This window comes from Stenotrophomonas sp. SrG (genome assembly GCF_050031795.1).
GTDB lineage: Bacteria > Pseudomonadota > Gammaproteobacteria > Xanthomonadales > Xanthomonadaceae > Stenotrophomonas > Stenotrophomonas rhizophila_A.
Genome location: NZ_JBNBBE010000002.1, coordinates 65,756 through 88,150 on the forward strand (window position 1 = coordinate 65,756; position 22,395 = coordinate 88,150).

The following is a 22,395-nucleotide window of genomic DNA, read 5'->3' on the forward strand; positions in this document are numbered from 1 at the left end:
CCCGCACTTACTTTGGTTGCCCTGCCATGTTCCAGACCCGCCTGCTGCCCGACACCACCGACCTGCTTGCGCTGCAGCGGCTGGCGCCGGAGCGTTACCCGCTGCTGATGGAATCCACCGCCTCGGGCACCGCGCAGGGGCGCTGGGACCTGCTGCTGATGGGCAACGGTGAATCGCTGGCGCTGCATGCCGATGGCGTGGTGCGCGACCACGTCGGTGCCGCGCACGCCGGCAGCTTCCTCGACGTGCTCGATGCGCACTGGCAGTCCCTGCGACTGCCGCGCGAAGAAACCGGCCTGCCGTACCGGGGCGGCTGGGCGCTGATGCTCGACTACGAACTGGCCGGCCAGATCGAAACAGTGCTCCACCTGCCGGCGCGCGCTGACGGCCTGCCCAGTGCACTTGCGCTTCGCTGCCCGGCGGCCGTGCTGCACGACCGCGTGCTGGGCCAGTTCCACGCCGTGTGCGAAACCGACCACGCCGCCCAGCTCGACACCCTGCTGCAGGACCTGGCGGCCACCGCCACGCTGCCGCCGCTGCCGCAGTGGCAGCCACCGGCGCAGATGGAAGAGGACGCGCCCACGCGCTTCACCGACGGCGTGGGCAAGGTCATCGACTACCTGCGTGCCGGTGATGTGTTCCAGGTGAACCTGTCGCGGCGCTGGGTCGCGCATTTCGATGAGGCGCTGTCACCGCAGGCGCTGTACGCGCAGCTGCGCGTGGCCAACCCGGCGCCGTTCGCCGGCCTGTTCATCGCGCAGGGCAGGGCAGTGGTGAGCTCCTCGCCGGAGCGCCTGGTCTCGGTGCATGGCGATGACGTGCAGACCCGCCCGATTGCCGGCACGCGCCCGCGCTTCGCCGGCGACGACGATGCCGAACGCATCCGCGAACTGGTCGGCCATCCCAAGGAGCGCGCCGAACACGTGATGCTGATCGACCTGGAGCGTAATGACCTGGGCCGCATCTGCACCGCCGGCAGCGTGGAAGTGGATGAGCTGATGAGCGTGGAAAGCTACGCCCACGTGCACCACATCGTAAGCAACGTGCGCGGCCGCCTGCGCCCGGGCGTGAGCCCCGGCCAGGTGATTGCCGCCACCTTCCCCGGCGGCACCATCACCGGCTGCCCCAAGGTGCGCTGCATGCAGATCATCGCCGAGCTGGAACAGACCGCGCGTGGCGCCTACACCGGTGCGTTCGGCTGGCTGAACCGCGATGGCGACCTGGACCTGAACATCCTCATCCGCACTGCCGAGGTCGCCGGCACCCACGCCGCCTTCCGCACCGGCGCCGGCATCGTGGTCGATTCGGATCCGGCCAGGGAGCTGGACGAAACCCGCGCCAAGGCCCGCGGCCTGATGCGCGCGCTCGGCCGCCAGGAATGAGCCAAGGTATGCTGTAGGGCGAACGCGTAGGGACACGCCATGCGTGTCCGCGCTGAAACGATAAACCCGTAGAGCCACGCCCTGCGTGGCTGCACCACCCACCGAGGAATGCATGGCAGGCGTAAAACGAGGTTGTCTCACCGTCCTGGCGGTACTGCTGCTCGGCGCACTGCTGCTGGCCGCCGCCGGCGCATGGTTCTGGCACAGCCAGAGCGGCTTCGCCGACACCGCCATCAGCCCCGACCAGCCCAGCGTCGTCATCGCCCCGGGCGATGGCCTGCAGACTGTCGTGCGCAAGCTGCGCGACGCCGGCGTGGATGAAGGCAACGACACCCAGTGGCAGCTGCTCGCGCGCCAGCTGGACGCCGCCGGCAAGCTCAAGGTCGGCGAGTACGCGCTGGACGCCAGGCTCACCCCGCGCGAACTGCTCACCCGCATGCGCCAGGGCCGCACCCTGCAGCACCGCGTCACCATCGTGGAAGGCTGGAACATCCGCCAGCTGCGCGCCGCGCTCAAGCGCGCCGATCCGCTCATCCACAAAACCGACGAACTGGACGATGCCGCGCTGATGAAGGCGCTCGGCTTCCCCGGCCAGCACCCGGAAGGCCGCTTCCTGCCCGAGACCTACGTCTACCAGCGCGGCGATACCGACCTGGACGTGCTCAAGCGCGCCCACGCCGCCATGGAAAAGGAACTGGCCGCCGCATGGGAAAGCCGCGCCGACGACCTGCCGCTGAATTCCCCGTATGAGCTGCTGATTCTGGCGTCCATCATCGAAAAGGAAACCGCGCTGCCCAGCGAGCGCCCGCAGATTGCCGGCGTGTTCGTGCGCCGCCTGAAGATGGGCATGCGCCTGCAGACCGACCCGACCGTGATCTACGGCATCGGCAGCAGCTACGACGGCAACATCCGCAAGCGCGACCTCACCACCGATACGCCGTACAACACCTACACCCGCGCCGGGCTGACCCCCACGCCGATCGCCATGCCGGGCCGCGACGCCCTGCAGGCCGCCGCACGCCCTGCCGCAGGCGATGCGCTGTACTTCGTGGCCGTTGGCGATGGCAGCGGCGCGCACGTGTTCTCGGCCAACTACACCGACCACAACGCCGCCGTGGCGCGTTACCTGCAGCAGCTGCGCCAGCAGCGCGCCCAGCCGCAGGCGGCACCGCAATGAGCCCCGCACTGCGCCGCCACCCGCGGTTCATCAGCCTGGAAGGCGGCGAGGGCGCGGGCAAAACCACCGCGCTCAACGCCATCCGCGCTGCCCTGCAGGCGCAGGGCTGTGAGGTGGTGCTCACCCGCGAACCCGGCGGCACCCCGCTGGCCGAGCGCATCCGCGCGCTGGTGCTGACCCCGGATGCGGAAATCGCCGCCGAGCCGCTCAGCGCCGAAGCCGAGCTGCTGCTGGTATTCGCCGCCCGTGCCCAGCACGTGCGCCAGGTGATCGAACCGGCCCTGCGCCGGGGCTGCTACGTGCTCAGCGACCGCTTCACCGATTCCAGCTACGCCTACCAGGGCGGCGGCCGTGGCCTGGAGCCGGCGTGGATCGCCGAGCTCGAACGCCGCGCGGTGGGCCTGCTGCCCGGCCTGACCCTGCTGCTGGATGTGGACGTGGCCGTGGGCCGCGCGCGCGCCAACGGCCGCGACCTGTGGCCGGACCGCATCGAAAGCGAGCAGGACGATTTCTTCCAGCGCGTGCGCGCGGTGTTCCGCGAGCGCGCCACCCAGGACCCCACGCGGTTCCGTCTGATCGACGCCAGCCAGGATCAGGCCGGCGTGGCCGCCCAGGTGGTGGATGCCATCAACGCATACCTCACCAAGGAGGGCGGTAATGGCTGAGTTTTCCCCCTGGCAGCAGCGCGCCTATGACCAGACCATCGCCGCGCTCGACGCTGGCCGGCTGGGCCATGGCCTGCTGATCTGCGGCCCCGCCGGGCTGGGCAAGCGCGAGGTGGCGCTGCGCATGGCCACCCACGTGCTGACCCGGGGCGAGCCGGCCGCCGCCCAGCGCGCCGCCCAGCTGATCGCCGCCGGCACCCACCCGGACCTGCAGCTGGTGTCGTTCATTCCGAACAAATCCGGCGACAAGCTGCGCACCGAGATTGTCATCGAACAGGTGCGCGAGATCTCCCAGAAGCTCTCGCTCACCCCGCAGTACGGCATCGCCCAGGTGGTGGTGGTGGACCCGGCCGACGCCATCAACCGCGCCGCCTGCAACGCCCTGCTCAAGACCCTGGAAGAGCCGCAGCCCGGCCGCTACCTGTGGCTGATCAGCAGCGACCCGGCGCGCCTGCCGGCCACCGTGCGCAGCCGCTGCCAGCGCCTGGAATTCAAACTGCCGCCGCGCGAGGAAAGCCTGGCCTGGCTGCAGGTCCAGGGCCACAGCGAAGCCAGCGCCCGCGAAGCGCTGGATGCCGCCCGGGGCCACCCCGGGCTGGCCGACGACTGGCTGCGCAACGACGGCCTGGCCCTGCGCCGGCAGGTCGCCAGCGACCTTGAGGCGCTGGTGGCCGGGCGCGCCGGCGCGGTGGAGCTGGCCCAGCGCTGGACCGCCGATGACCACGCCGCGCTGCGCCTGCGCCACGCCGCCGATCTGGCGTTGGCCCAGGCCACCGGGGGCGGCTTGACCGATCCCGAGCGATTGCACAAGCTGGGCGCCTGGTTCGACGCCGCCAACCGTACCCGCGATCTGTTGCGCACCACCGTGCGCGCCGACCTGGCGGTGGTGGAATTGTTGTTGGCCTGGAACAAGGTCAACGAGCGGCACGCAAAGGGGAATAGAGCATGAGCGCCACCAACGCCCGCCAGGGCATCCTGTCGCTGGCCGTCAAGGACAAAGCGTCGCTGTACAGCGCGTACATGCCGTTCGTGAAGAACGGCGGCATCTTCGTACCCACGCCCAAGCGCTACTTCCTGGGCGATGAGGTGTTCCTGCTGCTGACCCTGCCGGACTCCAGCGAGCGCCTGCCGGTGGCCGGCAAGGTGGTCTGGGTGACCCCGGCCGGCGCCCAGGGCAACCGCGCGGCGGGCATCGGCGTGCAGCTGGCCGATGGCCAGGAAGGCGAGAACGTGCGCAACAAGATCGAGACCGCGCTGGCCGGCACCCTGAACTCGGACAAGCCCACGCATACGATGTGAAGAAATTTACGCAAACCCGTTGACGCGAAATTTTGCCGCCCTATAATGAGCGGCTCAGCAGCATCGGGCGGTTAGCTCAGCGGTAGAGCATTGCCTTCACACGGCAAGGGTCGCAGGTTCGAACCCTGCACCGCCCACCATGATTCAGTCAAAAAAGCCTCCGGAAACGGGGGCTTTTTTGTTGTGGTCGTGACCGCGTTCGCAACTGTTTTCCTTGGTGTGTATCGTGTATCGGTATACGATACGGGCGTGTAGCCAAAACGATATCCGTACAGATGAAAAACACGAACGCGAAGAGCACTGCACACGTGCTTCCGCCGGTCCATCCTGGTGAAATCCTGGCCGAGGAATTTCTCTCTCCCTTGGGCATGTCTGCGCGGGCTTTGGCTGCGGCAATCGATGTCACTCCAGCCCGCATCTCGGACATCATCGCCGGTCGTCGTGGGGTTACCGCCGACACTGCGTTGCGCCTTGCGCGCTATTTCGGCACGACCCCTCAGGTGTGGTTGAACCTCCAGATGAACTATGACCTGGAAGTAGCCAGCCGCGATCTGGCCCAGTTGATCGCACGCATTCGACCTCGCGCGAGCTGACCGAACAGTAGATCGCCAAGGCGTGCAGTTCGCGTCACGTCTGTAGATGGAACTGATGGATTTCCAGGTATCAGCAGGAACAAACGATTTCCCGTCGTCGCCGTTGTGAGTCAGTGTGATGCATCGGTCTTCGAAGCAGGAATTGCATGGATACGCTCTCAGGTTCGGAAGATGCCTATAAAGCCCTGGTAGATAACGCTCCCGAGGGCTGGCTGCTAGGTCTGTTGGCTTTCGCTGTCCTTGAGCAGGAGCGGATCGAGTGGATGCGTCACGTTGAAAACAGATCGGGATGTCTTCCTACCAGCGAGCAGGTCTGCAATTGGTACGAGCAGCAGCCTGTTTCGGCGTTGAATCGGGCGCGTAGCACTGCGGAAGGCGTGTTGAACGGCTACTCCGAGGACGTTTCGCGCTCCATCGACGAAAGCTATAGAGCATCGATACGTGACGGGGTCGTTGTTGCCGAGATCCGGTCAAGCAACAGATTCTGGCCGAAGTTTGTTGCCAATGTGGCAGCCGGCGTTGTTGGAGCGGCCATTTTTTCAGTTCTTCTTGTATTGATCGTGCTCGTTGCGGTGCGCGATCCTTCACCTGTTGGACTGATCAAACATGCTCAGGAGGTGCAAAGTGAAAGATGAAATAACTTCTCGTCAGGTGGCAATGGCAGTCTCCAAGGTGTTGCACGATCCGGAGAACAGTAAGAAGGCGAGAGTGGCTGCGGGTTTGTACTTGTCTCAGCCCCGGTATTGCTACCCGACGTTCTCGGCGGCCAAGACTGCGGCATACCGAATACTCAGGGATCCAGCCAGGAGCAAGGCATCCACGATCGCGGCCGGCCTTGATATGACGAGTCGTCCGAAGCGGTAGTTTCCGACACACTCTCTGTAGATTTCTTGATGTTCTTCTTGTTAGGTGATGTGCAGTTCTCATGCGGAAGTGTGAAATGAATTCGCTGATTGATGAGTAAGTAAGGCCACTTGCGTCATCAATTAGGTTTCGTCAACCAAGATCGCCAGATCAAGAGATACAAACGATTTCCCAGCATCCGCATCATCCTGCATGGTGTTGCGCAGAGCCTAGGAACTCTAAACAAGCAGAATGTTGGACGTCCCTTTGTCGGGAGGGTGGCTAATACAACACCCTCGGGGAAATACGCCCGCCGTTTCTTCTGCTTAACGGTTCCTAGCCTCCCGACGCTCTTGTCACTCCGACGAGAGCCACACGTGCCGGAGGTCCAACATGCTTAGATCGCGGGCTGCTACGCCCTACGAAGACGAACTGCGCCCCAAGCGCAAAGCCTTTTCCCGCCCGCCAAGCGCTTACAGGATGTGTGGGCATTGGTACGAACTGCCTGGCGGGATGGGGCGCTACGAACGCGTTCCTTGTCTCAAGCTGACTGGCCGCTGGTTGCGGGATGTCGGCTTCGAGATCGGTGCCAGGGTGGCTGTTGAGGTGAAGGAGGGCTCCATCACCCTCACGGTGATCGAAACGCCGCCTCCGGTGGCTCCGAAGGGTCCCCGCCAAGTGCAGCCGGAGCTGGCCCACACAAGGAGGTTGTCATGAGCAGGCGCGTACTCATGCGGGCGAAGATGGAAGACACCTTGCGCGCCAACTTCCAGGCTGCGGCGGCGCGCAATTTCCTGCCTGCAGCCACGGTGCTGCGGCAGCTGATGCAGGCGTACGTGGCGGTGCAGGGCGCGCCTGCCGATTCCGTGGCAAGGCGGCCTGGCAACGCCGTGCCGGTTGCTGCCGAAGCGGTGGCGAGACTGACGCGGCCGCTGCACATGCAGCGCGACGAGCGGGATGTCGAAGCGCTGTACCAGCGGCAGTGCCAATGGAAAGACAGCGTCTTTGGTGGCGTGTCGGGAGGAAACACCCATGGCTGAGCACGAGCGTCAGAAACGGTACGTATCGCCGGCGCGAAGGGAGGCACTGCGCATCTGCGCCGGCATGCTGGTCAGGTTGGTGGATGTGGTGGAAGGCTGCCACCGGCTCACGTTGCTGCGGCGCGCGGCAGGCGTTGACGAATGGGACAGGGACTTCGCCGTGTTCGCTGACATGTCAGAAGAGTTTGACCGCCTGGGTGCTTGGGAAGGGCGCAGGTACTGGTCGGAAGAAGAGCTGGCCAAGGCGGTGCCGAATGGCAGGGAGATAGCCGCTCGGGCACGGGCCATGACGGAACGCGGGTGCCATTCGGTGGTGCGGCGGGTGGTTGCCGAGGCGGAGGGCTGAAAGACCGGGGCCGGAGGACCACAGAACGGGTGGCGGCTATGATTGCGGAGGAGCTGGCGCCAGCGCGATGGTGACTGCCGGGTGGCGGAGCAATGGATAGGGCTGAGACTAGGAATGCACCGATGACTGATCACATGAGTCACGAAGATTACGTGCTCCAGGTGCGCGGGGAAGCGGTGAGAACCTGCGCCGGCATTCTGGATGGGTCGGTCGGCGTGCTGGAAGGGTGCCATCTGCTCTCGTCGTTGCGATGGGAAGTGGAGGTGGACGAGCGGGATTCCGACTTTGTCACCTTCTCGATGATCTCCAGCGAGATCGAAGGGTTACCGATCGGCAATGATCGGCAGCACTGGTCGAAGGCGGCGCTGACTGAGCTTGAGCCTGACGTACAGGCGGCCGTGGCATGGGCAATGCCCACTGCGAAGCGTGCTTGTCAGTCGGTGATAGAGAGGTTCGCAACCAAGCCGAGTGCCTGAACCCGGGGCCACCAACGAGGGTCATTAGGCCTATGGTTGGAGTTGTCCGCACGGCATCCGGGAAAAGCTCTGCGAACATGGATTTGCTCTCCCAAGCAATTGAAAGGAGTACCGATGCGATACGTAACCCTATCCCTGTCGTTGATTGCGGCCCTGGCCGTCCCCGCCCTCCTTACTCCTGACGCCTATGCGAAGACAGATGACGCCGGGTTGAAGGGGTACGCTGAGGAGATGGACTTATCGATCGATCAAGCGAAAGCGCGAACGATTAATCAAGATGACGCAATGATGCTGAATCGGCGCCTTCAGAAGGAGCTCCCCGATTCCTTACTGTTGTCTGTCGTCGATTTCATACGGATTGAAGAAGTCAAAGGCATCGACCCATCGAAAGATTTCATCCAAACAACCGACATCTCGGGTGGCCACCGCCTTGATGGGTACAGCGGGACACACTTCGCTGTGCAGCCTTACATTGGCCTTCAAATGAAGCGGCGGATGGCCTCCAGGAGCTCTCCGTCAGTGGGATGAAACATAGCTTGCGCCGGGCCATGCCTGCGGAATGGCGAAGCTCTCGCGCATGCGCTGTGCTTCCTTTGCAGGTGTCAGCCCGAACAGCCGCTTGAACTCGCGGCTGAACTGCGAGGTGCTTTCAAACCCTACCGCGTGGCAGGCCGCAGCAGCGGTCATACCCTCGCGCGCCATGAGCAGGCGTGCCTGATGCAGACGCGTTGATTTCAGGTACTGCATGGGCGAGGTGCAGGTCACCGCCTTGAAGTGGCTGTGGAACGAGGGCGTGCTCATTCCGGCGCTCTGGGCCAACCGTGCGACATCCAGCGCTTGGGCGTAGTCCGAGTGGATGCGTTCAAGCGCCTTGGCAATCTTTCCGAACCTTCCCTGTTGGGAGAGTGCCGCGCGCAGCACGGCCCCTTGCGGGCCGGTGAGCACGCGGTAGTACAGCTCACGGAGCAGATGGGGGCCGAACAGGATCGATTCCACGGGATCGGCAAGCGCGCGGAGCAGGCGCTCCAGGGTGAGCTGCATTACGTCATCCAATGGGCTGGACATCATGCTCTGCGGTTGTGCCACGTGTGAGCTGATGCCGTGGCGGTCAATCTCCAGCATCAGCTCGGCGGCGAGCGGAAAATCCAGGTGCAGGTACAGCGCCAGCAGCGGGGATTCCGCCGATGCATCCGTTTCCATGGTGAACGGCACCGGCACGGAGACGGCCAGGTACTGGTTGGCGTCGTACACGTACGTGCGTTGACCGAAGTAGCCGCGCTTGCAGCCCTGGCAGACGATCACGATGCCCGGGTCGTACAGCACCGGGGTTCGCGAAAGCGGGCGGTCGGAGCGGAGCACGCGCACGCTTGGCAGCGCGGTCAAGTTGTAGCCCTCCACCGGTGCCAACGCGAGCACAAGCGGTGCCAGCGGCAGGGGGCTGGCCGGTGCGGAGTGGGAGATGGCGTTGGTGGGTGTCATAGGATTAGGCAATAAACGGAGTGAATTGCGCCTTAGAGGGACCGGGTGGTGGAACTATTGTGCACCCCATCCCCTGATGGAGCACCCCATGACGCACCCCAAGCGAATTCTGATTACCGGTGTGAGCAGCGGCTTCGGCCTTGCGCTCGCCCGCGAAGCCCTGGCCGCTGGCCACGAGGTGGTTGGCACGCTGCGCCAGGCCGACGGCATCGCGGCGCTCGAGGCGCTGGCGCCCGGGCGCGCCCATGCACGCCTGCTGGACGTTACCGACGAGCAGGCCATCGGCGCGGTCGTCGGCGCGGTGGAGGCGGAACTGGGGCCGATCGATGTGCTGGTCAACAATGCCGGCTATGGCCATGAAGGCGTAATGGAGGAATCGCCACTGGCGGAGATGCGCCGGCAGTTCGACGTCAACGTGTTCGGCGCCGTGGCGATGATGCGGGCCGTACTGCCCGGAATGCGCTCCCGCCGCGCGGGGCGGATCCTCAACATCACCTCGATGGGCGGCATCATCACCATGCCGGGCATTGCCTATTACTGTGGAAGCAAGTTCGCGCTGGAGGGCATCAGCGAAGCGGTGGGCAAGGAAGTCCGTGACCTGGGAATCCATGTGACGGCGGTGGCGCCGGGCTCGTTCCGGACCGACTGGGCAGGCCGATCGATGGTGCGTTCACCGCGAACCCTGAGCGACTATGACGCGGTGTTCGACCCGATCCGCCAGCGTCGGCAGGAGGTCAGTGGAAAGCAGCTCGGCGACCCACGGAAGGCCGCGCAGGCCATGTTGGCCCTGATGGACAGCGAAGCGCCGCCCGCGCACCTGCTGCTTGGCAGCGATGCCCTGGCCCTGGTTCGCGAGAAGCACATGACTGCTCTGGATGACCTCGTGCTCTGGGAGAGCGTTACCCGCTCCACCGATGGCTGAACGAGGGGCAGTTACATCGCGGGTGGCGAGCAGACTTCGGCCTGTGCTTTCATTGGAATCGCATGCTGCCGCATGTATCCAGAGAGACATCCATGCCGTCTGATACCAGAAGGATTTCCGGCGCAGCGCTGCTGCTGGTTTCCGTGGTCTACGCGCTCACCATTGTGTGGGGCATTGAGTGGGTGCTCGATTCACTGCGCTCACACACGTTTGGAATGGGGCCAGAGCTGCAGCCACGCTGGGTGCGCACGGCTCTGGCCCTGGCACCGTTCGCCTTGTTCTCTCTCTGGGTAGTTGTTCGCCGCCCACCTCGCGTGGGCCGAGGCTTCATCGCCGGCCTACTGGCGTCGCTTGTGTTGTGGGGCTGGTACTACGCCGATGGATGGATGAACACCGGCGGCGGCGCCAACATCGGGCTTGGCATCATCATGATGCTCTCGCCACTGCCGGTGTTCGTGGTCATCCTGCTGTCCGCCCGCAAAGCGTGAGGTTCGCGGGTCACCGCAGCTGGCAGATGCCGTTGGCGCCCTTGCGGCCGGTGTAGGACACCGACAGCGATCCGTCCGGGTTTTTGCTCAGCGAGATGACCGTACCCGTGGCGGCGTCCTTGGCTTCGTAGTAGTTGTCGTTGGACTTCTTCAGCGTGGCCTCCTTGCCGTTGACGTACACCGGGCCGCCCTGGTCGCCATGGACATCCAGGCCGCCGGGGCAGGTGGCGTTGAACAACGGCAGCCCCCCGCTGGCGGCGGGAGCTGCGGCCGCGCTATCCGATGCATTCGAGAAGACGGCACGGCAGCCCTGTTCGACCCACACGGCATGCTTGCTCAAACCCCAGGTCACCCCTTCGGTGCAGGGCGATTTGCTCAACTGCCGTTTGACCTGCACATCCCCCTGGGTGTCCATGGGGCACTCGGTTCGACCACGGCCCTTGGATTCACAGGTGACGTCGGCGGCCCATGCAGGGGCAGCGACCAACAGCGACAGACCCAGAACGATGCATGTACGCATGGTTGATTCCTGAAGTGTTTGCGCCCTGCCAGAGGCGGTGTAGGCGCAGGAAACGTACCGCCGGGATCGTTGCGCAGTGGTGAAGTCGAAGTGACCTGCGCGCGAGTGCGGGCGGGACCAGTAGAAGTACGTAGCGGTGGGCAATTCGACGGTCGCCCTGGCCGGGGTGTCGTGCGAGAATCCGGCAGACCTCGGCCGCATGGATCGGAAGGCTTGAATGGAAAAGCGTGTCTGCTTTGATTTCGAAATCGAGTTCAGCAACGGTGGCGGTATCCAGGGCCAGGAGTTCCGGCTGGATATCGAAGGCGACGACATCAGTGATGATGCGCTTGCTGACTACATCGTTCGCGACATGCGGCTGCTGATGGTCGGCACGGTGCGCATTCTCAATAAGCGCATCATTGAGGAGGCGCATAAGCGCCCTCTGCAGGAATCGCCCACGTCATGACGCCCTTCGTGGGCCGAATGGGTTTGGTGCTGCTTCTAGCGCTGGTTTCTTCCCCGGCTGAAGCGGGGAGCGCAGCGTTTTCCGAGAGTCTGAAGGTGCCGCGCGTTGATGGAACTTTGGTGGACGTGCATCTGCAGCGTCCGTCCACAGCCGGGAAAGTGCCACTGCTGGTCTACATCGACGGCTCGCTCTGCATCCCCTCCACCTACAACGAGAGCGTTGCCTGGTTGCTGGAAAAGAGTGACGGTGCCCATCCCTTCGCGCTGGCCGTGACCGAGAAGCCGGGCCCAACCATCCCGGCGCTCAACGCCGAGGGAAATATCGAAATCGGACAAGATTTCCAATGCAGTGCGGAGTTTCGGCAGCACTATTCCATCGACCAGCGCGTGATTGACCATCTGCGAGCGCTGCAGCACCTTAACCGGCATGCCAGCTGGTGGAACGGGGAGCTGCTGGTGTGGGGCTTCTCCGATGGGGGACGCATTGGAGCGCAGCTGGCGGCGTACTACCCGCAGACCAAGGCCGTGGCGCTGGTGGGCGTTGGCGGTGGAATGCGGATGGCGGATTCCATGGAGGCCATGGTCTGCTCCGGGCCTAAGGACACTGCTGCGTGCCGCGAACCGCTGCGCAAGGAAATGGACGAGATCCGCGCCGCGCCGGTACCCACGCGTGACTGGATGGGGGAATCCAACACCTACGCGACATGGGCCAGCCGCCTGGATGCGGTGGAGGCCAATGTGCTGCGCGACCTCAAGGCGCCGCTATTGGTCGTGCACGGCGAACGCGACGGGTCGGTGCCGGTGGCGTCCGCACGGAAGTTGGCCGAGCTCATGCAGGGCTCGGGCGTGGTGTTCCGTTACCGGGAAATTCCGGGCATGCGGCACAGCCTGTGGGGAACGGCGACCCCGCAGGAGAGCGAGGCACTGCACCAAGAGGTGCTTGAGTGGTTGACGGCGCAGGAAGATGACTCGGAACGCTAACGGTCCTTGCCACGCGGCCGGAAGGGCACCGGCCGCAGGCCTTCTCTAGAGGGCGCCGCGTCAGCGGCGCAGGGCATCGATGATCACGCCAGTGGCGATCTCAACGAGCAGGTACTCGGTGTCGGACTGCCGCACCCAGCGATGGCCGCGGCCAGGTTCGCGCAGATCGTAACGCGAGTAGTCGTCAACCCAGTAACGGCGGTCCACCTCCGACCAGCTGAGCCGGTCGCCGCGGTGCCAGGCCTTCTTCTGCCATCCCGGCGGCGGTGCGTGGCGCTTGTCCGGGCCGCCGGCATGCGGGGGCGGGCCGTTGCCGCGTGCATGGTGGGGCGGATCGGCCCAGGCAGGCGCTGCGGCCAAGGCGGCAACGGTAAGTGCGGCAATGCCAATCAGACGTGCGGCTTTCATATCAAGCTCCCATTCCAGCCGCAGCGAGCGGCGGCGTGGTCCGGAATATAGAGCAGGTTCTGTGAAGAAAGCCGTGGGAATGTCGAGGGCTTATGGGCGGCTGAGCAGCAGCCGCGCCTGGGATTGCCAGCCACCAATGAACAGGTCAGGGTTGCCATCGCCATCCAGGTCGCCGCGCGCCATGCTCCAGCTGCGGCCCACAGTGGCGGCTGGAATCACCGAGGCCGTGACGTCGCTGAAGTTGCCCTTCCCATCGTTCTGCCACGCACGTACCTGCAGCGGCACGAAGCCGGGCACGTCGATGGCGCTGACCACCAGGTCGGGATGACCATCGTGGTTGAAGTCCACCACGGTGCCGCCCCAGCTTGAGAAGCGGTGGGTGGGCAGGCGGGTACGGGTTTCGTCCTTGAAGCGCGCGTTGCCTTGGTTGATCAGCAACCGCGTCTGCGGGTCCTTGTCCCAGTCCCGGTTGTTGCTTGTGAGGTTGAAGAACACCAGGTCCAGCCGGCCATCGCCGTTGGCATCCAGGGCATGCACTTCGCGGGTCTCGGTCGGGATCTGTGGGCCCAACCGGTCGGTGGCATCGGTGAAGTGCCCGCCGCCATCGTTCAACAGCAGCCGGTTGCTCGGATCCTGGCTGGCAATGACCATGTCCAGGTCGCCATCGCCATCCAGATCGGCCAGCACGATGCCCTGTGCCTGCACGTCGATGGGGGGCAGGTGCGAGGTGCTGGCATCGATGAACCACCCGGGGCGTGCACGGTCATTGAGCCAGAGGAAGGGCTGCGCCACGCCCTCCTTTCCCTCGGTGGTGTTGCCCACCACGATGTCGGGCAGGCCGTCGCCATTCACATCGCCGACCGCCACTGCGTTGGCCTGGCTGGTGGCGGGCAGGCGCTCGCTGGCCCGGGTAAAGCCACCCTTGCCGTCGCCCAGGAACAGGTTGTGCTGCTCGGTATCTTCGGCCACGAACACCACATCCAGGTGGCCGTCGCCATTGAAGTCGGCCACGCGCACATGCTCGTTGTCGCCGGCGATGGAACCGAACGCACCGGGCGTGTGGCTGAGCTTGCCGGTGCCATCGTTGAGGTACAGCCGGTTGGCGCCGTTCTCCACCGCCACCGCGACATCCAGGTCGCCGTCACTGTCGACATCCAGCAGCGCCGCATCCAAGGCGTGCAGCTCGGCATCGGCCGGCACATGGGTGGCGGTGACGTCGGTGAACAGCGTGGTGGCCGGCGGCGGTGGCGCCGCACAGGCGGTGATCGAGGCGCAGGACAAGGCCGTGAACAGCAGGGATGACGGGGTGGGTCGGCGCATGCTGTTCGTTCTCCAGTTCATTCAACCAAGGCCAGTTGCCGCTTGAAGCTTGGCCATAGTGCAAGCTTGTGGGTGACGTTGGTGATGGTCCGGCGCGGGTCGGTGGGGTGTGGCCGGGACGACGCGCTGCTTCGGCCCTGGCGCCACAGCCCGAACATCACGATCTCCGCGCCCACCGGGAAGGATTTCAGCCAGGCAGCGTCGGCATGTCCAACGCTGACTTCGTAGAAATCACGGCGATCAGCCACGCCGGTGTGCTGGTACTTCGGCGCGCAGTTGAGGAACAGCGAACCCGGCTGCGGCGAGCGGTGCGACCTGACCGTGCCGACCAGCGCCATGGGCAAGTCGGTAGTCCCGGCGCCAATACGCTCCCATGCCTGGTTATAGCGTTCCTGGTCGTAGTAGAAATTTTCCCAGTCCACGCGTTTCTTGCCCAGGCGCAGGGTGACCTGCGAGGCCACGAGGTCATCGCTTTCACACATCGCGCGCAGCACCAGCAGGTCGGCAAGGGTGCCCAGATAGCCGTCGAGGGTGTGCTGCTCGATGCCGCCGCGCTTCAGCGCCTGCTGCAGCAACAGCAGGCGCAGCTCGTGCCGGCCGTCCTCCAGTGCAGGCAGGAACTCAGGATCCGAACCGGCGGCCAGAATGGCCTGCAAGCGGCCGGGGGCGTTGTACCGGCAGCCCGGCTGGTGCTCGGCGCCCTTGGCGAGGGCGATATAGGAAGGGTCCGCCGCCACGAACCTGACCGGGGCGCCGCACCCTTCGCTGTCGCAAAGCAGGGTAGGCAGGGACTGCTGTGTATCGTGTCGCTTCTGCAGGCCCTCGATGCGATGCAGGGTGCCGTGCGTTCCCACGGCCCTGCGCATCTTCATGTCACCGCTCATCTTCGTGTTCAGCCCGGATAAGCCGGGAAGCGCTCATCGGGGTGGTGCTTCTTCCACTCGGTATGGGCCACGGTGCCCTCCCAGGCGAGGAAGGTGTTCGGCACGCGCCCACGACCGGACCAGGTTTTCTGGGTATGCGGCAGCCAGTAACGCGGCGGCAGTTCCTTGCGTTCTGCCTTGGCGGGTTTGGCCCGCTTGGCCGGGCTGGCCGCGCCCTCGCTGCCCAGCAGGGCGCGCAGCCGGCGCTGCTGTTCCGGGCTGAAATCGTCGAAGCTGGTGGTCAGCAGCAGGGTGACGCGCTCATACGCCTCCTTGGTAGCTGCCCGCAGCAGGGCCTGCGGAGAGAGGGATGCGGATGGCTTGCGGGGCATATGATTCCAGAAAGGAGGGTTGTCGGCGGGCAAGATAACAAATGCCGGTGTGATCAACCCGCTTCGGCGCCCCGCCATCCATTCAAGGAAGGAATATCGTGAGACTTGTCACGCTGCTGATGCTCTGTTTGATGGTGGCGGGCTGCAGCCTGGTGATCGATAGTGCGTACGACACCCTGGAAGAGGCGGATAAGGCCGGGATGGTCGGGAAGGGATGGGTTCCCGCATGGGTTCCCCGCGATGCGACGAACCTACGTGAGGTGCACGACCTCGATTCGAATACGAGCCAGCTTTCGTTCTTCATGCCGCCGGGCACCGGGTTGAATCTCCCGCCGGATTGCCGACCGGTGGCCCATGCGCAGACGGCGCCCGCAGCCTTCAACCGCTTGTGGTGGCCCGGCGATCGCGTGCTCGCACGCTCTTACCGGTTCCTGCAATGCGATACCGAATACGACAAGGCGGTATTCATTGCCACCAACAGGGACGGCGACCGCGTTCTCTACTGGCGGACCTACGCGCGCTGAGCGTGATCCGGGGCCACCCGCGGGGGAGGGGCGTATTACTCTTTCGAGGCATGCGCGCCGGCGCCGATGGGTCCCCAATGGCGTCAGCCAGATCGACGCTGGAGGCGCCCCGGTGCAGCTGTTGTACGCAACCTTTCCCGACCGCATGCCCGGCGTGGGCCTGCTGTTGTTTCGCGTGGTGCTGTCGTTGATGCTGGTAGGCCCGTGGGGCCTGCGCGGGGCGCTGCCCCCGCCCGACCTGATCGCGTGGGCGTGGCTCGCCGCCGCCCTGATCGCGTTCGGCGGACTGCTTCCGTTGGGGATAGGAGTGGCGCTGGTCCTGGCCGGGGTGGATGCCGCGCTGGACGGCTGGCCGTTGGCCGGACTGCTGCTGGCGCTGCTGTTGCTGGGTCCGGGCGCGTATTCGGTGGATGCGGTGCTGTTCGGTCGACGGGTGCTGGAGCGGCCGGCGTCGCGGCGCGGCAGCGACGACCACACGGGCACTCACCCGAAAGAGTAGTCGTGCGCCCAGCCAATCGGGGCTTGGGCAGGGCGCGCTGGAGGCACAGCATGCACGGGTGGATTTCGCGAGGTCCGAGCCAATGCATGCCAACCATCCGGCATCCGCCGTGGAACCCTTGCCCGGCGCACCTTCGCGCGCGGTGGGGCGGGCGGTCGACTACATCGAGGCCAACCTGTCCGAACCCCTGCAGCTCAGCGAAATTGCCGGGGCGGCGTGCATGAGCCGTTTCCACTTTGCCCGTACGTTCCGCGAGCAGACCGGGCTGAGCCCGATGGAATACCTGCGCATGCGGCGCATCGAGCGCGCCCGGCACCTGCTGCGCACCGAGGGGCAGCGCGTCTGCCAGGTTGCCAGCGCGCTGGGTTTCTACGACCAGAGCCACTTCGTGCGCTGGTTCCGCCGCAGCCTGGGCTGCACGCCCACCGCCTACGTGCGCGCTGCCGTGCCGTCGGGGTGCCAGCCGTGCGACGGTGCGCCTTGCCGGTAGGTGTTTTTGTATGATGGCCCCGACGCGCAGGGGCTGACCATGACGATCACATTCCGGGCCATCGCCTGCGCATGCCTGCTGCTGCTGGGCGGCCATGCTGCGGCGTTGGACCCGGCGCGGGCGGTGGGGCAGTTCCACCACACCGCGTGGACGGTCAACCAGGGCGCACCGGGGCAGGTGACCGCGCTGGCACAGACGGCGGATGGCTATCTCTGGCTGGGTACGGAGATTGGCCTGTACCGGTTCGATGGCGTGCGCTTCACGCGCTTCGTGCCGCCCGGCGATGACGCCTTTCCCGCGACCAGTGTGTCGGCCCTGTACGCCGCCCATGATGGCGGGTTGTGGGTGGGCTTCCGCTATGGCGGGGTGAGCCGGGTCGAGCGCACGGGCGTGCGTCACTACGGTTCAGCGGCGGGCCTGCCGACCAGCACCGTGTTCCGTTTCGCCGAAGACGGCAGGGGCCGCTTATGGGCCGCCACCTTTACCGGCCCGCTCTTCCTGCAGGGCCAGCGCTGGGTGCGGCCCACGCAGGCGATGGGCTATCCGGGACGACAGGCGCGCACGTTGTTCACCGATCGCGAGGGCACGCTGTGGATCGCCACCGAGGCCGGCATGGTGGTGTTGAGGCGCGGGGCAAGCGCATTCGAACGGGTGCCGGCGCGTGTGGGCCGGGTAAGCCAGATTGCCCAGGCGCCGGACGGAGCCATCTGGGTGGCCGAAGCAGACGGCGGTGTGCGCCCGCTGTCCGGCCAGGGCGATGCCGTGGAATCGGCCGGGCTGCTGTTCGACCGCGACGGCGTGCTGTGGGCGACCACGCTGGGGACCGGGCTGGTTCGCCGCTCACCGCAACGCAACCAGGCGGAGGTGGAACGCTTCCGCCGGGTGGACGGGCTCAGCTCCGATTACGCGCAGCCCTTGCTGGAGGATCGCGAGGGCAATGTGTGGGTGGGCGGAAGTCGCGGGCTGGATCGCTTCCGCCATGCCAATCTGGTGCAGGTGCCGATGCCGGAAGGTGCGCAGGAGTTCGCCATGGTCGCGGACGGCAACGCGCTGCTGGTGGGCACCCGCAACCACCCGTTGCAGCGCTTGGACATGGCCGCACGCCAGACGCTGGCGCTGCCGGCGGGAATCACCGCCATGCACCGCGATGCCGCCGGCACCACGTGGTTGGCCGGGCCAGACGGGGTGTGGCGCCGTGACGGCGAGCGGTTCTCGAAGGTATCCGGACTGCCGGTGGCGACGCGCTCGGGTGTGCAGGCCATCGCGACCACCCCGGACGGCGCGCTGTGGGTGTCCTTGAACACGCCGGGTGTGTACCGGTTCAAGGACGGGCAGTGGGCACACTTCCAGGACAGGCCCGGATTGCCCACGGGCGGTTCGCCCCTGGTGATGCAGACCGATGCCAGCGGGCGGCTGTGGCTGGGCTTTGCCCGTAACGCGGTGGCGGTGCTCGACCACGGAGTGTTCTCCACGCCATGGACGGGCGAACCGCTGGACGTGGGCAACGTCACGGCGTTGTTCGAGGACGCGCAGGGCATGTGGATGGGCGGCGAGCGCGGCTTGGCGCGGGTGGCCGAAGGCCGGTTGCACAATGTGCTGCCGGCGGTGCGCGAAGACCTGCGTGGCATCAGTGGCATCGTGGCCGATGCTGCCGGCGGCCTGTGGTTCAACGGTGCACGTGGCGTGGTGCATGTGTGCGCCGGCGACATTGCCGGGCTGTTCAACGCGCAGGGCACCCCGCGTTACGAGCGCTTCGATGCGCTGGATGCGTTGCCCGGCATCGCCGCCCAGTTCCGGCCACTGCCCACCGCTGCGCGGACCCAGGACGGGCGGCTGTGGTTTTCCACGACCAGCGGCCTGGTGTCGATGGATCCGGCGCAGATCGTTCGCAACCCCGTGGCACCGCCGGTGGAGATCCTGTCGGTGGCGGTGGATGGAGCCGACGTACCGATCAATGCAGGCGCCGTCGAGCTGCCGGCAGGAACGAAGAACCTGCGCATCCGCTTCACCGCACTGAGTCTTTCAATTCCCGAGCGGGTCCGTTTCCGTTATCAGCTGGAGGGCTTCGATTCGCAATGGTTCGAGGCCTCGACCGCGCGCTCGGCGTTCTACAACGCGCCTGCCTCGGGGCAGTATGTGTTCCGGGTAGCGGCCAGCAACAATGATGGGGTCTGGAACGAGCAGGGCGCCCACCTGGTGATCAACGTCGCACCGCATTACTGGGAAACCGCCTGGTTCCGCGTGTTGTGCGTGATCGCGGGTGCGGCCCTGCTGTGGCTGCTGTACCTGGGCCGGCTGCGGCAGCTGGCGGCACGCATCCGTACACGCCTGGATGAGCGTCACCGCGAGCGCGAGCGGATCGCACGCGAGCTGCACGACACCCTGCTGCAGAGCACGCAGGGGCTGATCCTGCGGTTGCATGCGTCCAGCCGCAAGCTGCCGCCCACCGATCCGGTCCGCGCCGAGCTGGAAGCGGCGATGACCATGGCCGAGCAGGTGGCGGCCGATGGCCGTGAGCGCGTGCGCGGCCTGCGTGGCGATGTGGAACGTGCGCGCGATCTTGGCGCTGCGCTGATGGGCGTGGCGGAGGAGGCGCATGGCCTTGAAACCCCCGCCGTTCGGCTGGTGGTGGAAGGCACGCCGCGCGCCATGCAGACCTGCGCGGCCGAAGAGGCGTACATGATCGGCCGCGAAGCCCTGCTCAATGCATTCCGTCATTCGCGCGCCGCGCAGGTGCAGATCCTGGTCAGCTATGGGCGCCAGGGTTTCCACCTGCGCATCAGCGACGACGGGATCGGGTTACCCCAGGGGGCAGAGGCCATGACAGGGCACTGGGGCCTGGAAGGCATGCGCGAGCGCGCGGCGCGCGCCGGTGGCACCTTGACGATCCTGAGCGGACGCTCCGGGCGCGGAACGGAGATCGACCTGCAGATACCGGCGTCCTTTGCGTGGGAACCCCGGCGCCGCTAGTCCCGTCACCGGCATGAAGAGCAACGGCGTACAAGCGTGAACCTGCCGGTATCTGGCCCCATGTGTGTCGCCGCCCCTGCGCAGGATTCACCGATGCCCCCCAACGTATTGGAAACGCTGATGCTCACCCGCCGCCAGGCGCTCCAGGCCGGTGCCTCGGCGCTGGCCGTCATGGCGCTGCCGGGTTTTGCGATGGCGCGCACCCCTTCCCCCGCTCCGGAGAACACTTTCATGTCCGAGAATTTCGTCACCACCAAAGACGGCGTCCGCATCTTCTACAAGGACTGGGGCCCGCGCGATGCGCAGCCCATCGTCTTCCACCACGGTTGGCCGCTGTCGTCGGACGACTGGGATACCCAGATGCTGTACTTCCTGCAGAAGGGCTACCGCGTGATCGCCCATGACCGCCGTGGCCACGGCCGCTCGGCACAGGTCAGCGACGGGCATGACATGGACCACTACGCAGCCGATGCCTCCGCTGTGTTCGAGCACCTGGACCTGCGCAATGCCGTGCATATCGGCCATTCCACCGGGGGTGGCGAAGTGGCGCGCTACGTGGCCAGGCATGGCCAGCCGCAGGGGCGCGTTGCCAAGGCGGTGCTGGTCAGCGCCGTGCCCCCGCTGATGCTGAAGACGGCGGCCAACCCCGGTGGCCTGCCGATCGAAGTGTTCGACGGCATCCGTGCCGGTGTCGCGGCCAACCGTGCGCAGCTGTTCGTGGACTTCCCGACCGGCCCGTTCTATGGCTTCAACCGCCCCGGTGCGACCATCTCGCAGGGCGTGATCCAAAACTGGTGGCGCCAGGGCATGATGGGCAGCGCCAAGGCCCACTACGAAGGCATCAAGGCCTTCTCCGAAACCGACCAGACCGAAGACCTGAAGGCGATCACCGTGCCGACGCTGGTCATGCACGGCGATGACGACCAGGTGGTGCCGATCGCGGACGCAGCGCTGCTGTCGGTGAAGCTGGTGAAGAACGGCACCCTGAAGGTCTACAAGGGCTACCCGCACGGCATGCTGACCACGCACGCCGACGTGATCAATCCGGACCTGCTGGCCTTCATCAAATCCTGATCAGGCGCTGCCACCCGGCATCCGGAACGTAAACGCTGTACCGGTGGCCTCATCCGAGGCCACCACCAGGGTGCCCCCATGCGACCGCGCAATCTCCGCGGCGATGTAGAGCCCCAGCCCCAGGCCAGGCCGCGGCAGCTCCGCCTGCTCGCGCGAGAACGGCCTGAAAATGGTCGCCAGTCGCTCGGCGGGAATATGCCCGCCGTTGCGCACGGTCAATACCAGTCCGCTTGAAGCGGCCTGTACCTCCAGCGCGATCGGCGCAGCGGCATCGCCATGCTGCACGGCATTGGTCAGCAGGTTGGCCAGCAATTGCCCCAGCCGGTTCGGATCACACACCACCGCGCCATTGATCTCCATCCGCACCGCGATATCCGAACGCCCGGTAGCGTTCGCCACCTCGTCCACCACGTGCTGCAGATCGGCCGCCAAGCCGTCGGCGCTGCGCAATGCCACGGGAATGCCGCCACCCAGGCGGCCACGCGCGAAGTCGAGCACATCGCTCACCAGCCCCTCCATGCGATTCACGCTGGAGGTGATGTGGTCGAACATGCGCTGCTGGTAATCCGTATGCGGCGCAGCTTCGAGTGCTTCGGTCACGAAGCTGATCGACTGCAGCGGATTGCGAAGATCGTGGCCCAGCACTGCAATGAACTGGTCGCGCAGCTCAGCCACCTGCTGCGCATTGGACAGCGCCACTGCCGCCTGTTCAAGGCGCTCTTCGGTATCGAGGTAATTGCCGACCAGCTCGGCCAGCAGTTCCATCGAGCGCTGGATATGCAGCTCATCGAACGTGGCAGGCGCCGAATCGATCGCACACAGGGTGCCGAAGAAGCTGCCATCCGGACGATGGATCGGTACCGAGGCGTAGCTCTCCAGCCCATAGATGCGCGGGGTATGGTGGGTGGAGTAGACCGGGTGCAGGCTCGCATGGGCGAACACCACCGGCTTGGGCGACTGCCGGATCTCATCGCAGATGGTGGTCTCCAGCACCAGCTGGCCGCCCGCCACCAGGCCGAAGCCCAGGGTGTCGTGGGTGGCGCACGCCGTCCAGGTGGTATCGGTCACCCGGGCAATGGCCGTGAACCGGCAGCCGGTGATGTGGGCCACCGTTTCCAGGATGCGTGGCACAGCCGCGATGCGGCCGATCTCGGCGATATCGCGGAGCAGGGCGGGGTCGGACAGTTGGCGCATGGG

Annotated in this window: 28 protein-coding genes and 1 tRNA gene; 22 read left to right on the forward strand and 7 right to left on the reverse strand. The window is 65.8% G+C overall.

The features are described from left to right. Positions 1 to 26 precede the first annotated feature (26 nt). From ACQG3P_RS02175 to ACQG3P_RS02235, 13 genes are all read left to right on the forward strand, one after another. Positions 27 to 1,382: an aminodeoxychorismate synthase component I gene (locus ACQG3P_RS02175; protein ID WP_426804062.1), complete on the forward strand. Its 1,356-nt coding sequence runs from the start codon at positions 27 to 29 to the stop codon at positions 1,380 to 1,382. A gap of 112 nt (positions 1,383 to 1,494) precedes the next feature. Then, positions 1,495 to 2,559 carry an endolytic transglycosylase MltG gene (gene mltG, locus ACQG3P_RS02180; protein ID WP_426804063.1) on the forward strand — a complete coding sequence of 355 codons (1,065 nt, stop codon included), beginning with the start codon at positions 1,495 to 1,497 and terminating at the stop codon, positions 2,557 to 2,559. Next, the gene (tmk, locus tag ACQG3P_RS02185) at positions 2,556 to 3,224 is read left to right on the forward strand and encodes a dTMP kinase (RefSeq protein WP_426804064.1); all 669 of its coding nucleotides are present in this window, start codon (positions 2,556 to 2,558) and stop codon (positions 3,222 to 3,224) included. Before mltG ends, tmk begins: the two co-directional genes overlap by 4 nt. Next, positions 3,217 to 4,173 (forward strand): DNA polymerase III subunit delta', encoded by a 957-nt coding sequence (locus ACQG3P_RS02190; RefSeq protein ID WP_426804065.1) that lies wholly within the window; start codon positions 3,217 to 3,219, stop codon positions 4,171 to 4,173. The genes tmk and ACQG3P_RS02190 overlap by 8 nt, the downstream gene beginning before the upstream one ends. After that, positions 4,170 to 4,523, forward strand: coding sequence for a PilZ domain-containing protein (locus ACQG3P_RS02195; protein ID WP_068849648.1), 354 nt, complete (start codon positions 4,170 to 4,172; stop codon positions 4,521 to 4,523). Before ACQG3P_RS02190 ends, ACQG3P_RS02195 begins: the two co-directional genes overlap by 4 nt. Before the next feature lie 65 nt (positions 4,524 to 4,588). Continuing rightward, positions 4,589 to 4,663 (forward strand) — tRNA-Val (locus tag ACQG3P_RS02200). A 135-nt stretch (positions 4,664 to 4,798) separates the two neighbouring features. Further along, positions 4,799 to 5,116 (forward strand): HigA family addiction module antitoxin, encoded by a 318-nt coding sequence (locus ACQG3P_RS02205; protein ID WP_068849650.1) that lies wholly within the window; start codon positions 4,799 to 4,801, stop codon positions 5,114 to 5,116. Between the two features lie 146 nt (positions 5,117 to 5,262). Beyond that, on the forward strand, positions 5,263 to 5,751 hold the full coding sequence (locus tag ACQG3P_RS02210; RefSeq protein WP_426804066.1) for a hypothetical protein: 489 nt from the start codon (positions 5,263 to 5,265) through the stop codon (positions 5,749 to 5,751). 721 nt (positions 5,752 to 6,472) lie between these two features. Beyond that, positions 6,473 to 6,676, forward strand: a complete 204-nt coding sequence (locus tag ACQG3P_RS02215; protein WP_426804231.1) for a SymE family type I addiction module toxin — start codon at positions 6,473 to 6,475, stop codon at positions 6,674 to 6,676. Next, positions 6,673 to 6,999, forward strand: coding sequence for a hypothetical protein (locus ACQG3P_RS02220; RefSeq protein WP_143584344.1), 327 nt, complete (start codon positions 6,673 to 6,675; stop codon positions 6,997 to 6,999). The genes ACQG3P_RS02215 and ACQG3P_RS02220 overlap by 4 nt, the downstream gene beginning before the upstream one ends. Next, positions 6,992 to 7,345 carry a hypothetical protein gene (locus tag ACQG3P_RS02225; RefSeq protein ID WP_068849656.1) on the forward strand — a complete coding sequence of 118 codons (354 nt, stop codon included), beginning with the start codon at positions 6,992 to 6,994 and terminating at the stop codon, positions 7,343 to 7,345. Before ACQG3P_RS02220 ends, ACQG3P_RS02225 begins: the two co-directional genes overlap by 8 nt. A 122-nt stretch (positions 7,346 to 7,467) precedes the next feature. Next, the gene (locus ACQG3P_RS02230; RefSeq protein ID WP_426804067.1) at positions 7,468 to 7,821 is read left to right on the forward strand and encodes a hypothetical protein; all 354 of its coding nucleotides are present in this window, start codon (positions 7,468 to 7,470) and stop codon (positions 7,819 to 7,821) included. A 114-nt stretch (positions 7,822 to 7,935) separates the two neighbouring features. Continuing rightward, positions 7,936 to 8,349, forward strand: coding sequence for a hypothetical protein (locus tag ACQG3P_RS02235; protein ID WP_426804068.1), 414 nt, complete (start codon positions 7,936 to 7,938; stop codon positions 8,347 to 8,349). Here the strand turns inward: ACQG3P_RS02235 and ACQG3P_RS02240 are convergent. Then, positions 8,338 to 9,300 (reverse strand): AraC family transcriptional regulator, encoded by a 963-nt coding sequence (locus ACQG3P_RS02240; RefSeq protein ID WP_426804069.1) that lies wholly within the window; start codon positions 9,298 to 9,300, stop codon positions 8,338 to 8,340. The two genes, ACQG3P_RS02235 and ACQG3P_RS02240, sit on opposite strands and share 12 nt — an antisense overlap. Before the next feature lie 88 nt (positions 9,301 to 9,388). On the opposite strand from ACQG3P_RS02240, the gene ACQG3P_RS02245 reads away from it, so the two are divergent. Both ACQG3P_RS02245 and ACQG3P_RS02250 read left to right on the forward strand, forming a co-directional pair. Continuing rightward, a complete protein-coding gene (locus ACQG3P_RS02245; RefSeq protein ID WP_426804070.1) occupies positions 9,389 to 10,222 on the forward strand; it encodes an oxidoreductase in 834 nt (277 codons plus the stop codon). A 92-nt stretch (positions 10,223 to 10,314) separates the two neighbouring features. Then, positions 10,315 to 10,710, forward strand: a complete 396-nt coding sequence (locus ACQG3P_RS02250) for a hypothetical protein (RefSeq protein WP_426804071.1) — start codon at positions 10,315 to 10,317, stop codon at positions 10,708 to 10,710. Between the two features lie 10 nt (positions 10,711 to 10,720). Here the strand turns inward: ACQG3P_RS02250 and ACQG3P_RS02255 are convergent, their stop codons facing one another. Next, a complete protein-coding gene (locus tag ACQG3P_RS02255) occupies positions 10,721 to 11,545 on the reverse strand; it encodes a DUF3011 domain-containing protein (protein WP_426804072.1) in 825 nt (274 codons plus the stop codon). Between ACQG3P_RS02255 and ACQG3P_RS02260 the strand changes: the two genes are divergently transcribed. Both ACQG3P_RS02260 and ACQG3P_RS02265 read left to right on the forward strand, forming a co-directional pair. Continuing rightward, positions 11,448 to 11,678 (forward strand): cyclase, encoded by a 231-nt coding sequence (locus ACQG3P_RS02260; RefSeq protein ID WP_426804073.1) that lies wholly within the window; start codon positions 11,448 to 11,450, stop codon positions 11,676 to 11,678. The genes ACQG3P_RS02255 and ACQG3P_RS02260 overlap by 98 nt on opposite strands. After that, positions 11,675 to 12,658, forward strand: a complete 984-nt coding sequence (locus tag ACQG3P_RS02265) for an alpha/beta hydrolase family protein (RefSeq protein ID WP_426804074.1) — start codon at positions 11,675 to 11,677, stop codon at positions 12,656 to 12,658. The genes ACQG3P_RS02260 and ACQG3P_RS02265 overlap by 4 nt, the downstream gene beginning before the upstream one ends. Positions 12,659 to 12,718: 60 nt before the next feature. On the opposite strand, the gene ACQG3P_RS02270 is transcribed toward ACQG3P_RS02265, so the two are convergent. The 4 genes from ACQG3P_RS02270 to ACQG3P_RS02285 all read right to left on the reverse strand — a co-directional run bounded on the left by ACQG3P_RS02270 (position 12,719) and on the right by ACQG3P_RS02285 (position 15,641). Then, positions 12,719 to 13,066 carry an RcnB family protein gene (locus tag ACQG3P_RS02270; protein WP_093533296.1) on the reverse strand — a complete coding sequence of 116 codons (348 nt, stop codon included), beginning with the start codon at positions 13,064 to 13,066 and terminating at the stop codon, positions 12,719 to 12,721. A 90-nt stretch (positions 13,067 to 13,156) separates the two neighbouring features. Further along, the gene (locus ACQG3P_RS02275) at positions 13,157 to 14,386 is read right to left on the reverse strand and encodes an FG-GAP repeat domain-containing protein (RefSeq protein WP_426804075.1); all 1,230 of its coding nucleotides are present in this window, start codon (positions 14,384 to 14,386) and stop codon (positions 13,157 to 13,159) included. 17 nt (positions 14,387 to 14,403) lie between these two features. Continuing rightward, complete coding sequence (locus tag ACQG3P_RS02280; RefSeq protein WP_426804076.1) at positions 14,404 to 15,258, reverse strand: hypothetical protein; 855 nt, start codon at positions 15,256 to 15,258, stop codon at positions 14,404 to 14,406. Positions 15,259 to 15,278: 20 nt separating this feature from the next. Next, positions 15,279 to 15,641, reverse strand: a complete 363-nt coding sequence (locus tag ACQG3P_RS02285) for an H-NS family nucleoid-associated regulatory protein (protein ID WP_426804077.1) — start codon at positions 15,639 to 15,641, stop codon at positions 15,279 to 15,281. A 98-nt stretch (positions 15,642 to 15,739) separates the two neighbouring features. Here ACQG3P_RS02285 and ACQG3P_RS02290 point away from each other — a divergent pair, with 98 nt between their 5' ends. From ACQG3P_RS02290 to ACQG3P_RS02310, 5 genes are all read left to right on the forward strand, one after another. Beyond that, on the forward strand, positions 15,740 to 16,165 hold the full coding sequence (locus tag ACQG3P_RS02290; RefSeq protein WP_426804078.1) for a hypothetical protein: 426 nt from the start codon (positions 15,740 to 15,742) through the stop codon (positions 16,163 to 16,165). A gap of 112 nt (positions 16,166 to 16,277) precedes the next feature. Further along, complete coding sequence (locus ACQG3P_RS02295; protein ID WP_354277429.1) at positions 16,278 to 16,664, forward strand: hypothetical protein; 387 nt, start codon at positions 16,278 to 16,280, stop codon at positions 16,662 to 16,664. Positions 16,665 to 16,773: 109 nt separating this feature from the next. Beyond that, positions 16,774 to 17,154: a helix-turn-helix domain-containing protein gene (locus ACQG3P_RS02300; protein ID WP_307107364.1), complete on the forward strand. Its 381-nt coding sequence runs from the start codon at positions 16,774 to 16,776 to the stop codon at positions 17,152 to 17,154. A 39-nt stretch (positions 17,155 to 17,193) separates the two neighbouring features. Beyond that, the gene (locus ACQG3P_RS02305) at positions 17,194 to 20,124 is read left to right on the forward strand and encodes a sensor histidine kinase (protein WP_426804079.1); all 2,931 of its coding nucleotides are present in this window, start codon (positions 17,194 to 17,196) and stop codon (positions 20,122 to 20,124) included. Between the two features lie 231 nt (positions 20,125 to 20,355). Beyond that, positions 20,356 to 21,198 (forward strand): alpha/beta fold hydrolase, encoded by an 843-nt coding sequence (locus ACQG3P_RS02310; protein ID WP_237334343.1) that lies wholly within the window; start codon positions 20,356 to 20,358, stop codon positions 21,196 to 21,198. Here the strand turns inward: ACQG3P_RS02310 and ACQG3P_RS02315 are convergent, their stop codons facing one another. Further along, positions 21,199 to 22,392, reverse strand: a complete 1,194-nt coding sequence (locus ACQG3P_RS02315; protein ID WP_426804080.1) for a GAF domain-containing sensor histidine kinase — start codon at positions 22,390 to 22,392, stop codon at positions 21,199 to 21,201. Positions 22,393 to 22,395 lie beyond the last annotated feature (3 nt).